We start from the raw sequence: 13890 nt of genomic DNA, 5'->3' as shown, positions 1-13890 counted from the left end.
GATCCCTAGTTTCCGCCTTCGATCAGGCGGCGGGCGATGACCATGGCCTGGACCTCGCCGGCACCTTCGAAAATGTTCAGGATACGGGCATCCTGGAGGATGCGACTGATCGGGTATTCGAGCGCAAAGCCATTGCCGCCATGGATCTGGACGGCATTGTCGGCGGCGGCCCAGGCGATGCGCGCAGCTAGCAGCTTTGCCATGCCTGCCTCCAGGTCACAGCGTTTTCCGCCATCCTTCTGGCGCGCCGAGAAATAGGTCAGCTGCCGGACACCGACAAGTTCTGCAGCCATCATGACCAGCTTGTTCGACACGCGCGGGAATTCGAAGATCGGCTTGCCGAACTGGTTCCGGTCCAGGGCATATTGCAGGCCGGTCTCGAAGGCGTTCTGCGCCACGCCAATGGCGCGTGCCGCTGTCTGGATGCGGGCGCTTTCAAAGGTCGCCATCAAGTGGCGGAAGCCTTGCCCCTCGACGCCGCCGAGCAGGTTCTCGGCCTTCACCTTGAAATCGTCAAAGCCGATCTCGTATTCCTTCATGCCGCGATAGCCGAGCACTTCGATCTCGCCGCCAGTCATGCCGTCCGCGGGGAAGGGGGTCTCATCGGTCCCGCGCGGCTTCTCGGCCAGCAACATGGACAGGCCCGAGAAATTGTTCGTCGCCGGATCGGTTCGGGCGAGCAGGGTCATCAGGTCGGCGCGGACCGGATGGGTGATCCAGGTCTTGTTGCCGGTCACGCTGTACTCGGACCCGTCCTCGGATTTGACCGCGCGCGTGCGCAGGGAACCGAGGTCCGACCCGGTATTCGGCTCGGTGAAGACGGCGGTCGGCAGGATTTCCCCGCTGGCAATCTTCGGCAGCCATGTCTGCTTCTGGTCGTCCGTGCCGCCGATCAGGATCAGTTCGGCCGCGATCTCGGACCGTGTGCCCAGCGAGCCGGTGCCGATATAACCGCGCGACAATTCCTCGGAGACGACGCACATGGCCGTCTTGCCCATGCCGAAGCCGCCAAACTCTTCCGGAATGGTCAGGCCGAACACGCCGAGTTCAGCCATCTCGTCCACCACATCCATCGGGATATAGGCATTCTGCAGGTGCCACTCATGCGCGTAGGGCTTGATCTTGTCGGAGGCGTATTTGGCAAACTGGTCGCGGACCATGCTCATCGTCTCGTCGAGGCCGGTTTCCTCGACCGTGTTGCGGCTGAGTGCATCCGGCAGGCAGTCGGCGGCGGCCGCCATCACAGCCGGTGTCTTGCCTTCCATGATCAGATGCTTGACGGCCTGGGTCTCGAACAGGGCGTCGGCCTCGGCAAGCGTGCCCAGTTCGTGCGGGCGGATCACTTCGCCCTGGTTCATCGGCACGCCGCCAACCAGCTGGGCGCAATAATCGCTGAACAGGATCTGGGTGAGCAGGGCCTCGGTCTGGCCGAACTTGCCCTCCTGCGACAGGCGGGCTGCCCATTCCGCAGTCTGGCGGAGCGTTTCGGCATAGGTGACGATCCAGGACAGGCCATGCGCCATGTGCTGCTGACGCTCGAGCGCCGCGCGATCCGGCCGGCCATCCCGGGTCAGGGCGTCGCGGCATTTGCTGCGCGCCGCCTCTGCATACGTGTCGATGGCTGCGCTGGCATCCTTGATCACCGTCACAAGGTTGGGAATTACTGCGCGTTCCAATGTCGCGCCCTCAACAGCACCGTCCATACATCTTTCCTCCACTGGTCTGTGTTTTTCATAATTATAGGGCGCAGCCGGGGACAAGTCATGGGTAATTTGTGCGCTGCAACAAAACGTCTCGGTTTGCGAAATCCGGAAGGACGCTACACAGGCGCCCATGTCCCAACGTTAACCGAAATTTCGGTTCCGGCCCCCAGACTGGCCGTTTCCGAAGCCAATTCCTAACGGAGCCGCTCCAGACATGAACCCTTATGAACGTTTCCGTCCGGTCGCCAGCCTGCTTGCCTCGAGCGCCGTACTGGCAGGGATTGTCGCGTTCGGCCCGCTTGTGCGCCAGACCCTTCTCCAGGTCGCGGGTCCGGGCACTTTCGCCCAATGGGCCTGCCTGGCAGGTGCGGGACTGGTGCTGCTCGTGGTCTGGTCGGTGCTTGGCGGCGTGATCTTTCCCGGTGTGCTGAAACTGGGCCTGGTGCGCCGGTGGGTGCTTGGTCGGGCCTATGTCGAAGGCAGCTGGATCCAGGCGGAACGCGGCGGTCCTGCCGGTCCACGCCTGGCCATCGTGTCGCTGAAACCGTCCCGCAAGGGCGTGTCCCTGACAGCGACGACGCTGACCCGCTCAGGCGAGATCGAAAGCGGACTGCAGGCGGAGTACCACCAGTTCGACTGGCCCCGTCTGGACTTCAAGTTCCGGGAAACCCTGCCATCGGAATCGGGCCGGCAGGCGGAAGGCTTTGGCGAGATACAGTTCGACCTGACTGGTGGCGCCCCCGGCCGTTATGCGGGCTGCCTGCAGGTGTCGGGCGCCGACAAGCGGATCAAGACCGAAGCGGTCAAGCTGACAAGCTGGAAGGAGCGCCGCCAGCTGCGCTCGCTCGACGGGCGCCGCGACGTGCTGTCGAAATACTGGTCGGCCTTTTTCGAGGGGCCGATCGTCCCTGCCGCGCGCGAGGATGGCGATTCCAGCGCGAAAGGCGCGCGCAAGTCCGGGAAGATAGAAGTCCTGCGCCAGCGTGGCGCAAAGGATCTGCGCAAGTCCGACACGACCCCCACTGCGGATCGCATCCGTCAGGAGTTCTCAGCGTCGGCTGACTAGTCCTGCCGACGGATGGTCCGGCTCTGCCGGCGCATGATGGCGCGGCCGACCGGCTCCGGCATCAGCCGGGTCAGTGTGGCCAGCCCCTTGTTGACCAGTCCGGGCACCACCACGGGCTGCCCCCTGTTAACCGCGTCGATGCCCGCTTTCACAACAGGTGCCGCGTCCATCCACATGCGCTTGCTCATGCTTTTCATCTGCTCGCGCGTGCCGTTGACGTCATGGAATTCGCTATAAGTGAAGCCCGGGCACAGCGCGGTGCAGTGGATATCGGCTCCCTCGAATGCGTCGCATTCGGCGTTCAGGCTTTCGGAGAATTTGATCAGGCCGGCCTTCACGCTGGCGTAGAGCGTGTGGCCATTGCTGCCGGGGGCGTAGCCGGCAAGGGACGCGACATTGATGATGCGCCCATAGCCGCGATCCGCCATGCCGGGCAGCACCTTGTGTGCCAGCTCGATCGGCGCCGTATACAGGACGCGCAGGAATTCCGCCTGGGATTTCCAGCTGGTGTTGAAGAAGGTTCCCGGCAGGCCGTATCCCGCATTGTTGACCAGCGCATCCACATGCCGCCCCTGTTCCGAGAGGGCCGTGATGATCTTGTCGGCGGAATTGGCCCGCGCCAGATCCTGGACGATGCAGATGGCGTGCACGCCATGGGTTTCCCTTATGTCGTCAGCCAGGCTGGTCAGCCGGTCTTCCCGCCGCGCCGTCAGGGCGACATCCCAGCCGAGCGCGGCGTATTGCCGGGCGAATTCCGCTCCGATTCCCGCTGAAGCGCCCGTGATGAGGCAAAGTCGCCGGTCCATGGCACCCTCCGTTCCGTATGGCTGTGCCCTTTGAGACTAGCGGGGCCGGGCCGCCTTGCAAGGCAGGCTAGACACGGCGCACGAGGAAGCCGGCCCGCGGAAAGTGCACGTGCACGGTTTCCGCTTCCGGCGAGGTGCGCTGCAGGATGACCCGCTGCGAATCCGCGTGCACGAGTTCGCCCTCCACCCAGACCTGACCATAATCGTCTGGTGCAACGGCGACGTTTTCGCCGGGCGCGAATTCCTGCGGTTCGTTGCGCGTGGTGGCCGCCACGAGCCGCGGGGCGGCGTGCAGGCCGATCTCCAGCGCTTCCGCGGACGTGATCGTTTCCGGCGTCTGGCCCTCGAATTCCTGCAGACGTTCGAACCAGGCCTTGGTCAGGTCTGCCGTCTTGAAGCAGGTCTCGACGAAGTCCGGCAGGTTCTGGTGCATGAACCAGACATTCATGTAGGCATGGATGTCGACCAGGCCGGGTTTCATGCCGACAAGATAGATGCCGGACCCCGCGCCCTTGCCGCCCTGCAGGCGTTCTTCAAGCAACATCAGCCGGGCCCGCCACTGGTCGCGCATCATCGGGGCGACGGCGTTCATGGCCTGAACATCGAAAGGGCGTCCCGACAGGGCCTCGCGGTCCTTCCGGAAGGCTTCCGGCACCTTGTCGCCCATTTCGCCGAAAATCACCGCCACCGAACACTGGAACCAGCGGCCATCGGTCCAGCCGGCCACCATTTGCGCCAGGCCTTCATGACCGGGCAGCTTCAGCGCCGGCATGGGATAGCGCGCTTCCAGTTCGCGCAGGATGATCGCGGTGTCACAGAAAATGTCCGCGCCGATCTGCAGCACCGGCGTGCGGCGATAGCCTCCCGTCAGCGGCATCAGGTCCGGCCGGGGCATGATGACCGGAATCTCGACCCGGCTATAGGCAAGGTTCTTCAGGCGCAGGGCAAGGCGGATTTTCTCGGCATAGGGAGAGGTCGGGTACTCATGCAGGATGATACTGCGCGCATCGGCCATTCTTTTTCTCCCAGCCTGTTTTTATTGGTCTCTACTCTTGCCGGGCTTTTGGCAGGCTGGAAAGCCTCAATCAGGACTTTGAGGCGCAAGAAACGGGTGGCCCGTGCGCCGACGGCGCGGCATTAAAGGGCATGCCTGCAACCTTGTCTCCGCTCGATGAACGTGCTGCCGCCTATGACCGGATGGCCGATGCCCTGTCCTATCTGGGGGACACTTGGCAGGAATGGCCGGACCTCGCGACTGTGGCGCGGGCCATGGGCCTGTCGCCCAGCCATTTCCAGCGGGAATTCACGCGCTGGGCGGGGATCAGCCCGAAACAATACCAGGCCGCGCTGGCCCATGCGGCGGCCGGAGACCTGCTGCGCGACGGCGCCAGCGTGCTCGATGCGGCGCTGGAAACCGGTCTGTCGGGGCCCGGTCGCCTGCATGATCTGTTCATCGCCCATGAAGGCCTGTCGCCCGGCGAAGCCAAGGCAGGCGGCAAGGGCGCTGACCTTGTTCTGGGCCGGGCGCCGACCCCGTTCGGGGAAGGGGCCTGGCTGATTTCGCCGCGCGGCCTGGTGGCGCTCGGTTTCATTGACGACAATCCCCCAACGCGTACCGGATTTGAGCATCAGGGCCGCCGGGAGGCCGACGCATTTGCAGATCTGGCCAGCCGCTATCCCGATGCCAGCATCCGGCGGGACGACCGGGAAGCCGAACAGATGGCCCGCCGCGTCTTCGAAGCCGGAGAGCCCTTGCCGGTGGCGCTTTACGGCACGCCGTTCCGGCGCCAGATCTGGCGGGCGCTGCTCGACATCCCGGTCGGAACCGTGTCCACCTATGGCGCGCTGGCCCGGGCGAGCGGCAACCCGAAGGCGGCCCGCGCTGTGGGCGCTGCAGTCGGCGCCAACCCGATCAGCTGGTTCATTCCCTGCCACCGCGCCCTTGCAGCGGACGGCCGGCTTCATAATTATCATTGGGGCGTGGCGCGCAAGCGTGCCATGCTGACCCTTGAACGCGCCTGCGCGGCCTGACCCGGTCGGCAGGCAGACGGCCAGACGCCGCAGATGCCGGACCGATATCGCCCATGCTTGCATTCCTGATCATTCTCGCCGCGCTGCTTGCGTGGGGCGGTCATCTCGCCTGGCGCTGGAAACAGGCCCGGGACTTCGCGCCCGAGGTTCTGGAAGTCCGAAAGGCCGCGGGGGAAATTCCAGACGATGTCACTGACGTGGAATTCACCGATCTCTATTTGCGCAGCGAAGGCCCGCGGGCGGCGACGTATTTCTTTGTGTGCGCCGTCATCGTGTTCGGCCTGCTCGGGCCGTTTGTGGCCGGGTTCAACCAGCTGTGGCGGCTGTTCTGGCGGCTGAGCGGCCAGTCCCCGGTTTTCGAGACGGGCACACTGATCCACACATTTTCGGTTTTCCTGGCCTTCATGCTGGTCACCATCGCCTTGCTGGCAATCGCGATGCGGCGCTATTACGCGCTGATGCCGCCCACATTCAAACAAGTCATTCGGGACCTGAACGGAGGCCAGACATGAGCATTCAGTATCTGCACACAATGGTGCGCGTCACCGACATCGACGCATCTCTCAAATTCTTCTGCGACGGCCTCGGCCTGAAGGAAGTCAGCCGCATGGACAGTGAAGCCGGACGGTTCACGCTGGTCTTCCTGGCCACGCCGGAAGATGTGGACCGCATGGGCGGCATGCCGGACGGCGTGAATCCGACCCAGACCGACATTCCGATGGTCGAGCTGACCTATAATTGGGACCCGGAAGACTATGCCGGCGGACGGAATTTCGGCCATCTCGCCTATCTGGTCGATGACATCTATGGCGCGGTCGAACGTCTTCAGGATCTTGGCGTGACGATCAACCGCCCGCCGCGGGACGGCCGCATGGCGTTCATCCGGTCACCGGACGGGATTTCCGTGGAACTGCTTCAGAAGGGCGATCCTCTGGCCCCGAAAGAGCCTTGGGCGAGCGCCGAAAACATCGGCGTCTGGTAGACCGTTCCGGCTTCAGGGAAAAAGCCCCGCCTGGTATCAACCGGGCGGGGCTTTTCATTTAGGAGGGGGCAGCGCCTAGTCCTGATCAGGATGGCGCGACTCTTCCCGATAGTCATGCACCGGATGGCCCTTGTCCGGGTCGCCATTCGATTTGTGCATGGCGGCCACGACACCTGACAGGGCCAGAATGGCGATCAGGTTCGGGAACGCCATCGAGGCATTCGCGATATCACCCAGCAACCACAGCCAGTCTGCTGCGGCCACGGTGCCGAGGAACACGACCACGACCCAGATATAGCGGAAGGGGTGTGTGGCCCATTCGCCGATCAGATAAGTCACGGCCTGTTCGCCATAATAGGACCAGCCGATGATGGTGGTGAAGGCGAAGAAGAACAGCGCGACTGGCACGATCCAGGGGCCGATCACCGGAATGGCGGCGGCATAGGCGCGTGTGGTGACGGCGGCCGAATTCGCGTCCGTCTCCCAGGCGTGGGCCACATCCATCAGGATTTCGGGATTGCCGGATGCGTCGAGGGCTTCCTGCGAGACCTCGACTTGTCCGGATGCCTGGCAAGCCAGAAGATAGGATTGGGCTGCCGGGCCCACTGCGGCGATCTTCGCCTCGCGGCCATCTTCATAGGCGGACGGGAACAGGTCCGACACGCCATACTTGGCGCCGTCCGCTGCGTCCGGGTTCACCGGCATCTCGATGCCCGCATCGAAACAGGCATTTGCCGCCATCAGCGCGGGGCTTTTCTTGAAGTCGCCCTGAACCGTCAGGATGACCAGCGCCGTCATGGTGCAGATGATGATCGTGTCGATGAACACGCCGATCATGGCGATCTCGCCCTGCATGACCGGATTCTTGGTCTGGGCAGCGGCGTGCGCGATCGGGGCAGAGCCCTGACCAGCCTCGTTCGAGAACAGGCCGCGGGCAATACCGTAGCGAACCGCCTGCATGACGCCATAGCCAGCGGCGCCACCAGCCGCTTCCTTCCAGCCAAAGGCCGATCCGATGATCTGCATGAAGGCGCCCGGCACCTTGTCGGCGTTCACGACGAGAACGATGAAGGCGATGAGCACATACAGGCCGGCCATGACTGGCACGACCTTCCCTGCAAACGAGCCGATCGACTTGATGCCGCCGATGATCACGGCAAACACCAGGGCTGCCAGCACAATGCCGACACCCCAGTTCGGAATGCTGACACCCAGCTGGGAGCCTGTTTCCAGCGCGGCCTCGGTGATCGAGTTCGCCTGGATCATCGAGCCGGTCGCCATGGCGGAGAACAGCGTGCCCAGACAGAAGATGATGGCAAGCCAGCCCCAGCCTTTGCCGAGTCCGTTCTTGATATAGTACATCGGCCCGCCATTGATGCGGCCATATTCGTCTGTTTCACGATACTTGATGGCCAGCGAGCTTTCCGAGAAGGCGAGCGCCATGCCGAACAGGGCAACCACCCACATCCAGAAGATGGCGCCGGGGCCGCCCAGCGTGATGGCGGTGGCCACGCCGGCCAGGTTGCCGGTGCCGACCTGGCCCGACAGGGCCGTCGAGAGGGCCTGCCACGGTGTGATCGCGCCGTCTTCGCCCTGGGCCTTGCGGCCCTGCCAGACTTCGACCAGCGCGGGCACGAACCGGCGCACCGGGCGGGCGCCCAGTCGAACCATCATGAACAGGCCGGTGCCTAGCAGGACGACGGCGAGCGGGCCGATCTGGCCCGGAATGATGACGGTATCCCCCCAGGTGCCGCCCCAGATGAATCCAGAGACGTTCTCGATGAGCTTGATGATATCCATGGGCCTCCCCGGCTCCTTTGATTGCTTGGCGGCACACTATCCAGCTTTCAGGCCGTGTGAAGCTTTTGTCGCAGGGCCGGAGCGGGTTTTCCGTCGCTGCAGGCAAGGCGCACAAGGTTCTGGCAGCAGCAGTCATTTTCAGGCATAAGCCCGCGCATGACCACTCCACAGGCGAAACAGAACACCAAGGGTCTCTATATCAAGACCTATGGGTGCCAGATGAATGTCTATGATTCCGAGCGCATGCGGGACGTGTTGCGCCCGCTCGGCTATGCGCCGGTGGACACGCCCGAAGCGGCCGATCTGGTCGTGCTGAACACCTGCCACATCCGGGAAAAGGCGACGGAGAAAGTCTATTCCGAACTCGGCCAGCTCAAGCGCATGAAGCAGGAAACCGGCAGCAAGATGACGATTGCCGTGGCGGGCTGCGTGGCGCAGGCCGAGGGCGAGGAAATCATGCGCCGCCAGCCGCTGGTGGATCTGGTGCTCGGCCCGCAGGCCTATCACAAGCTGCCGGAAATGATCGCCCGGGCCAGCCGCGCCATGGGAGACCGCCTGGAGACGGAATTCGAGACGCTCGAAAAATTCGACGCCCTGCCGAAAATCCGCGAGGCGGACGGCCCGACCGCTTTCCTGTCTGTTCAGGAAGGATGCGACAAGTTTTGCACCTTCTGCGTCGTGCCGTATACGCGCGGGGCCGAACTGTCCCGCCCGGTGGATGACATCGTCATGGAAGCGCGCAATCTGGCTGCACAGGGCGTGCGCGAGATTTCGCTTCTGGGCCAGAACGTCAACGCCTTTCACGGCGCCGCCCCCGCCGTCGAGGGCGGTGCGGACTGGACGCTGGGCCAGCTCTGCCGCCACATCGCGAAGATTGGCGGCATCGAGCGCATTCGCTACACGACCAGCCACCCGCGCGACATGGATGATGATCTGATTGCGGCCCATGGCGACACGCCGCAGATGCAACCCTTCCTGCACCTGCCCGTGCAGTCCGGATCGGACCGGATCCTGAAGGCGATGAATCGCGGCCACACCGCCGATGAGTATCGCGAGATCATCCGCAAGGTGCGCGAGGCCCAGCCGGACATCGCGCTGGCGTCGGATTTCATCGTCGGCTTCCCGGGCGAAAGCGACGAAGATTTCGAGGCGACCCTGCAACTCGTGCGGGATGTCGATTATGCGATCGCCTATTCGTTCAAATATTCCCAGCGTCCCGGCACGCCGGCGGCCGAAATGTTCGGGCAGGTGCCGGAAGAGGTGAAGGATGCACGCCTGCAGGCCTTGCAGAAACTGCTCCGGGAACAGCAGACAGCGTTCAACAAATCGAAGATCGGCCAGACCGTGCCCGTGCTCGTGACCGGCCGGGGCCGCCTGGAAGGGCAGGCGCACGGGCGCTCGCCCTGGATGCAGGCGGTTCATTTCGATGGTCCGGCAGAGCTGACAGGGCACATCGTGGATGTGAAAGTCACCGGCGCAACGATGAGTTCGCTGTCCGGGGAACTGGTCCGGGCGAGAGAGGTCGCCCTTTGAGCGTGAAACGTCGTCCATCTGCCTCGCCGGAGGCACCGGTCAGCCGTATCTATGAGGTGAGCAATGCGGAAAGCCTGCGCGATCTCTGCGGGCCGCATCATCGTCATCTCCAATTGCTGGAAACGCGGCTCGCCGAATATGGCGTGAAGGCCGAAAGCCAGGGCGGCGGCATTCTGCTGGTCGGCAAGGCGGAAGGCGTGTCCATTGCCGAGGCGGTTCTGGCAGAGCTGGAGCGGCGCCTGCGCAAGGGTGCCGACATCACCGACATGGATGTCGACGGCGCACTGGAAGCGGCGAAGACGCCCCAGCAGACCTTTGGCACCTTCCGGTCCCTGAAAAAGCCGATCACGCCGCAAACGCGGGGCCAGTCCCGCTATATCGACCTGCTGGCCAATGCCGACAATGCGATGATTTTCGGGGTCGGCCCGGCGGGCACCGGCAAGACATTCCTCGCCGTGGCGGCAGGCGTGTCCGAACTCCTCTCCGGCACGCGCCAGCGCCTGATCGTGACGCGGCCCGCCGTCGAGGCCGGCGAAAAGCTGGGCTTTCTTCCGGGTACGCTGGAAGAGAAGGTCGATCCCTACATGCTGCCGATCTGGGATTCCCTGCGCGAATTGATGGGCCAGGAACAGATGGAGCGCCGCATGGCGCGCGGCGAGATCGAGGTCGCCCCGCTGGCCTTCATGCGCGGACGCACACTGAAGAATGCGTTTGTCATCGTGGATGAGGCCCAGAACACGACCATTCCGCAGATGAAGATGGTGCTGACCCGCCTTGGCCGGGACAGCCGGATGGTGATCACCGGCGATCCGGGGCAGGTGGACCTGCCGGGCAGCCAGCCTTCCGGCATGCGCCACGCGCTTGAGATCCTGTCAGATGTCGAGGGCGTGAATGTGCACCGCCTGACAGCGGCAGATGTCGTGCGGCACGGGCTCGTCAGCCGCATCATTGATGCGTATGCTGCGCATGGCGAAGGGTGATTGCGCCGCGCATGATCGATCTGGATCTGATTGTCGAGGAGGCGGCCTGGTCAGGGATTCCGGACCTGGAAACCCTCTGCCGCACGGCCTTTGACGCGGCCGCGAAAGTCGCGCCCGCAGAGGGCGTCGTGTCGCTGCTGCTGGCCGACAATGACGCGCTGCAGGACCTCAACCGCCAGTTCCGCCACAAGGACAAGCCCACCGACGTGCTGTCCTTTCCGGCCGACCCGATGGACCGGCCCCTGCTGGGAGACATCGCCGTCGCCATCGGTGTGGCGCGGGACGATGCCGCCGCGCAGGGCAAGTCCCTCGCCGACCATCTCACCCATTTGCTGGTCCATGGCTATCTCCACCTTCTGGGGCATGATCATGAGACCGGGCCCGAAGCCGACATGATGGAAGGCCTTGAAATAAAGGCGCTTGCATCGCTGGGCATTGATAATCCATATTTGACCGAGTGATTCCTCTGAGGCCATGAGCGACCCTGACCCTTCTGAAGCGCCGCCGCGCGGCCGATTGCGCAGCTTTTTCGGTTTTCGCCGGAAAACCGAGCCCGTTGAACCGGCGCCCGCGGAGCCCAATGGCGAGATACCCCCTCACAATCCGAACGAGATGCGCCTGCGGCTTGCCGAATTCCAGGATTTGCGGGTCGAGGACGTCATGGTGCCGCGGGCCGAGATCAAGGCCGTCGAAGTCGGCACGGATTTTCCGGACCTGTTGAAATATTTCGCGGAAGTCACCCATTCCCGGCTGCCGGTGTTCCGGGAATCGCTCGATGATCCGATCGGCTTTGTTCACATGAAGGATGTGGTCAGCGAACTGGCCAAGGGCGAGGAGCCGGCCAAGCGGCCGCTGGAAAAGCTGCACCGCGAAGCCCTGTATGTGCCGCCTTCCATGAAATTGACGGATTTGCTTGTGAAAATGCAGTCCACCCGTATTCACCTGGCGCTGGTCGTCGACGAATATGGCGGCACGGACGGTCTGGTCAGCCTGGAAGACCTGGTTGAGGAAATCGTCGGTGACATCGAAGACGAACACGACGATGAAGAGGCCATGTTCGTGCGCCGCAGCCAGAGAATCTGGGAAGCGGATGCCCGCACGGAGATCGACGATTTTGCGGAGGAAACGGGCATTGACCTCGCGCTTGAGGACAACGACACGGATTTCGACACGCTTGGCGGCGTGGCCTTCGCGCTGGCCGGAAAGGTTCCTGTGCGCGGGGAAGTGCTGGAGCATCCGACCGGGGTCGAGATCGAGATCATGGATGCCGACGCCCGGCGCATCCGCCGCGTGCGGCTGCGCACTCCGGAAAAACCCGCCCCTGTCATTCAGGAGTAATCCATGAGTCATGGCGTGCGCAGCCACGGGTTCACGGCGCTTGGACCCCTGCACGAAGCCTTTGCCCGCCTGTCGGGCTGGCCTGCCGTCTTCACCAGCCTGCTGCTCGGTGCGTTTTCCGCAGTGGCCTTCGCCCCGTTCCATTTCAGCGCCGTGCTGGTGATTTCCTTCACCGGCCTGATCTGGATGCTGGATGGTGCGCGCGGCCACAAGAACTGGGGCAAGGCCGTCTTCCTGCGAACCTGGGCCTTCGGTGCCGGCTTCTTCCTGATCAGCATGCACTGGACCGCCGCGCCGTTTCTGGTGGAACCGGAAAAGCATGCGATTTTCCTGTGGATGCCCCTGATCCTGCTGCCCGGCGGCATGGCGATCATCTGGGGCGTGTTCGGGGCCATGGCAGGGGCGTTCTGGTCCTCGTCTCCGTCCCGCATCTTCATATTCGCGCTGTTCTTCGCCCTCGGCGAATATGTGCGCGGACACCTGTTTGGCGGCTTTCCCTGGAACCTGCCGGGCACAACCTGGGTGCCCGGTGGCGCGCTGTCGCAGACCGCCTCGATTGGCGGCGTGTACTGGCTGACCCTGCTGACCGTGTTCATCATGTCGGCGCCGGCCGCCCTGGTGGACACGCGGGAATCCCGCCAGCTGGCCGTGCGCATGGCGCCAGCCTTCGGCGCGGCCATCCTGCTGGCGCTCGGTTGGGCCTGGGGTGCCCAGCGCATCGCCCAGCCCTCCCTCCTGTCGGATCAGTCCGTCGTGCTGATGGATTCCGGCGTGCCGCAGGACGAGAAATGGAATATCGGGCCCGACCCGATCCTGATCGAATATCTGCGGATGCTGTCGACTCAGGAAGGCGAGGCCGGGGACATCATCCTGTGGCCGGAGGGCGCGCTGCCGACGACCCTGTTGCAGGATGCCAACGCCCTGGACGCCGTGGGCGCCTATCTGGGGCCGCGCAAGCTGATTGCCGGCACCACGCGATATGAAATCACCGGCAAGGACGCCCGCGACTATTACAACAGTCTCACCGTGATGGACGAGAATGCGATCCGGTCCGGGCCGATGGCCCTGTATGACAAGCACCGTCTTGTGCCGTTCGGCGAGCTGCCGGCCACCCGCATCATTCCGTTTGGCGAGGCCATGTCCGGCATTCTGCCCGGCGCCATACAGCGCATGGCAAGTGACGGATTCCGGCCGGGACCGGGACCGGCGGTGATCTATGCCGACGATATTCCGCCCTTTGTGGCCATGATCTGTTATGAGGGGCTGTACCCGTCCATCCCGCGCAGCGCCAATGTCGGCGCCCGTGCAGACTGGCTGGTGCTGATCTCGAATGACGCCTGGTTCGGGGGCGGCATGGGGCCAGCGCAACATTATGCCCAGAACCGGTACAGGGCGATCGAAACCGGCCTGCCCATGGCGCGTGTGGCCAGCCGTGGGGCCTCCGGAATGGTGGATGGGCGCGGACGCGAAGTGTTCCGCGCCGCGCCGGTGGCAGAAGCGCCTCCGGGGTGGAATACCGGGTTCGGCCGCGGCAAGCTGCCCCTGCCGGAACCGGTCACCCTGTTCCAGACGCGTATCGGCGTGATGCTCTTCTGGCTCAGCCTGTTCCTCTTCGCGGGACTGGCCTTCCTGACCTGGCGGAGATAGAAAA

Annotated in this window: 13 protein-coding genes; 9 read left to right on the top strand and 4 right to left on the bottom strand. The window is 63.9% G+C overall.

Going from position 1 to position 13890, the window contains the following annotated elements; genetic code table 11:
* Window positions 1-5: 5 nt before the first annotated feature.
* Entirely contained in the window at window positions 6-1703 is a 1698-nt protein-coding gene (locus HF955_RS05645) for an acyl-CoA dehydrogenase family protein (RefSeq protein WP_291078613.1), read from the bottom strand.
* A gap of 214 nt (window positions 1704-1917) precedes the next feature.
* Between HF955_RS05645 and HF955_RS05640 the strand changes: the two genes are divergently transcribed.
* On the top strand, window positions 1918-2769 hold the full coding sequence (locus HF955_RS05640) for a hypothetical protein (RefSeq protein ID WP_291078612.1): 852 nt from the start codon (window positions 1918-1920) through the stop codon (window positions 2767-2769).
* Here the strand turns inward: HF955_RS05640 and HF955_RS05635 are convergent.
* The gene (locus tag HF955_RS05635; RefSeq protein ID WP_291078611.1) at window positions 2766-3575 is read right to left on the bottom strand and encodes an SDR family oxidoreductase; all 810 of its coding nucleotides are present in this window, start codon (window positions 3573-3575) and stop codon (window positions 2766-2768) included. The genes HF955_RS05640 and HF955_RS05635 overlap by 4 nt on opposite strands.
* A gap of 67 nt (window positions 3576-3642) precedes the next feature.
* Window positions 3643-4590 (bottom strand): glutathione S-transferase family protein, encoded by a 948-nt coding sequence (locus HF955_RS05630; protein ID WP_291078610.1) that lies wholly within the window; start codon window positions 4588-4590, stop codon window positions 3643-3645.
* A 131-nt stretch (window positions 4591-4721) separates the two neighbouring features.
* On the opposite strand from HF955_RS05630, the gene HF955_RS05625 reads away from it, so the two are divergent.
* From HF955_RS05625 to HF955_RS05615, 3 genes are read left to right on the top strand one after another with little or no spacing between them, the layout of a single operon-like run.
* On the top strand, window positions 4722-5606 hold the full coding sequence (locus tag HF955_RS05625) for a bifunctional helix-turn-helix domain-containing protein/methylated-DNA--[protein]-cysteine S-methyltransferase (protein ID WP_027839292.1): 885 nt from the start codon (window positions 4722-4724) through the stop codon (window positions 5604-5606).
* Between the two features lie 53 nt (window positions 5607-5659).
* Window positions 5660-6118, top strand: coding sequence for a hypothetical protein (locus HF955_RS05620; RefSeq protein ID WP_291078608.1), 459 nt, complete (start codon window positions 5660-5662; stop codon window positions 6116-6118).
* Window positions 6115-6588 carry a VOC family protein gene (locus HF955_RS05615; RefSeq protein ID WP_291078606.1) on the top strand — a complete coding sequence of 158 codons (474 nt, stop codon included), beginning with the start codon at window positions 6115-6117 and terminating at the stop codon, window positions 6586-6588. Before HF955_RS05620 ends, HF955_RS05615 begins: the two co-directional genes overlap by 4 nt.
* A 75-nt stretch (window positions 6589-6663) precedes the next feature.
* On the opposite strand, the gene HF955_RS05610 is transcribed toward HF955_RS05615, so the two are convergent.
* Entirely contained in the window at window positions 6664-8388 is a 1725-nt protein-coding gene (locus tag HF955_RS05610) for a sodium:alanine symporter family protein (RefSeq protein WP_291078604.1), read from the bottom strand.
* Window positions 8389-8544: 156 nt separating this feature from the next.
* On the opposite strand from HF955_RS05610, the gene miaB reads away from it, so the two are divergent.
* Genes miaB through lnt form a run of 5 tightly spaced genes read left to right on the top strand, consistent with a single transcriptional unit; the run spans window position 8545 to window position 13886 of the window.
* On the top strand, window positions 8545-9921 hold the full coding sequence (miaB, locus tag HF955_RS05605; RefSeq protein ID WP_291078601.1) for a tRNA (N6-isopentenyl adenosine(37)-C2)-methylthiotransferase MiaB: 1377 nt from the start codon (window positions 8545-8547) through the stop codon (window positions 9919-9921).
* Between the two features lie 2 nt (window positions 9922-9923).
* Entirely contained in the window at window positions 9924-10901 is a 978-nt protein-coding gene (locus HF955_RS05600) for a PhoH family protein (RefSeq protein WP_291078599.1), read from the top strand.
* 11 nt (window positions 10902-10912) lie between these two features.
* Complete coding sequence (gene ybeY, locus HF955_RS05595) at window positions 10913-11362, top strand: rRNA maturation RNase YbeY (RefSeq protein ID WP_291078597.1); 450 nt, start codon at window positions 10913-10915, stop codon at window positions 11360-11362.
* 13 nt (window positions 11363-11375) lie between these two features.
* Window positions 11376-12239: a transporter associated domain-containing protein gene (locus HF955_RS05590; RefSeq protein ID WP_291078595.1), complete on the top strand. Its 864-nt coding sequence runs from the start codon at window positions 11376-11378 to the stop codon at window positions 12237-12239.
* 3 nt (window positions 12240-12242) lie between these two features.
* Window positions 12243-13886 (top strand): apolipoprotein N-acyltransferase, encoded by a 1644-nt coding sequence (lnt, locus tag HF955_RS05585; protein ID WP_291078594.1) that lies wholly within the window; start codon window positions 12243-12245, stop codon window positions 13884-13886.
* The last annotated feature ends 4 nt before the right edge of the window (window positions 13887-13890 follow it).

Source organism: Hyphomonas sp. (genome assembly GCF_017792385.1).
Classification (GTDB): Bacteria; Pseudomonadota; Alphaproteobacteria; order Caulobacterales; family Hyphomonadaceae; genus Hyphomonas.
This window is presented reverse-complemented; position numbering and strand designations above follow the sequence as displayed.

Coding starts and splice junctions, on each gene's coding strand:
- HF955_RS05645 (WP_291078613.1), bottom strand. CDS start 1,703: ATGGACGGTGCTGTTGAGGGCGCGACATTGGAACGCGCAGTAATTCCC.
- HF955_RS05640 (WP_291078612.1), top strand. CDS start 1,918: ATGAACCCTTATGAACGTTTCCGTCCGGTCGCCAGCCTGCTTGCCTCG.
- HF955_RS05635 (WP_291078611.1), bottom strand. CDS start 3,575: ATGGACCGGCGACTTTGCCTCATCACGGGCGCTTCAGCGGGAATCGGA.
- HF955_RS05630 (WP_291078610.1), bottom strand. CDS start 4,590: ATGGCCGATGCGCGCAGTATCATCCTGCATGAGTACCCGACCTCTCCC.
- HF955_RS05625 (WP_027839292.1), top strand. CDS start 4,722: ATGCCTGCAACCTTGTCTCCGCTCGATGAACGTGCTGCCGCCTATGAC.
- HF955_RS05620 (WP_291078608.1), top strand. CDS start 5,660: ATGCTTGCATTCCTGATCATTCTCGCCGCGCTGCTTGCGTGGGGCGGT.
- HF955_RS05615 (WP_291078606.1), top strand. CDS start 6,115: ATGAGCATTCAGTATCTGCACACAATGGTGCGCGTCACCGACATCGAC.
- HF955_RS05610 (WP_291078604.1), bottom strand. CDS start 8,388: ATGGATATCATCAAGCTCATCGAGAACGTCTCTGGATTCATCTGGGGC.
- miaB (WP_291078601.1), top strand. CDS start 8,545: ATGACCACTCCACAGGCGAAACAGAACACCAAGGGTCTCTATATCAAG.
- ybeY (WP_291078597.1), top strand. CDS start 10,913: ATGATCGATCTGGATCTGATTGTCGAGGAGGCGGCCTGGTCAGGGATT.
- HF955_RS05590 (WP_291078595.1), top strand. CDS start 11,376: ATGAGCGACCCTGACCCTTCTGAAGCGCCGCCGCGCGGCCGATTGCGC.
- lnt (WP_291078594.1), top strand. CDS start 12,243: ATGAGTCATGGCGTGCGCAGCCACGGGTTCACGGCGCTTGGACCCCTG.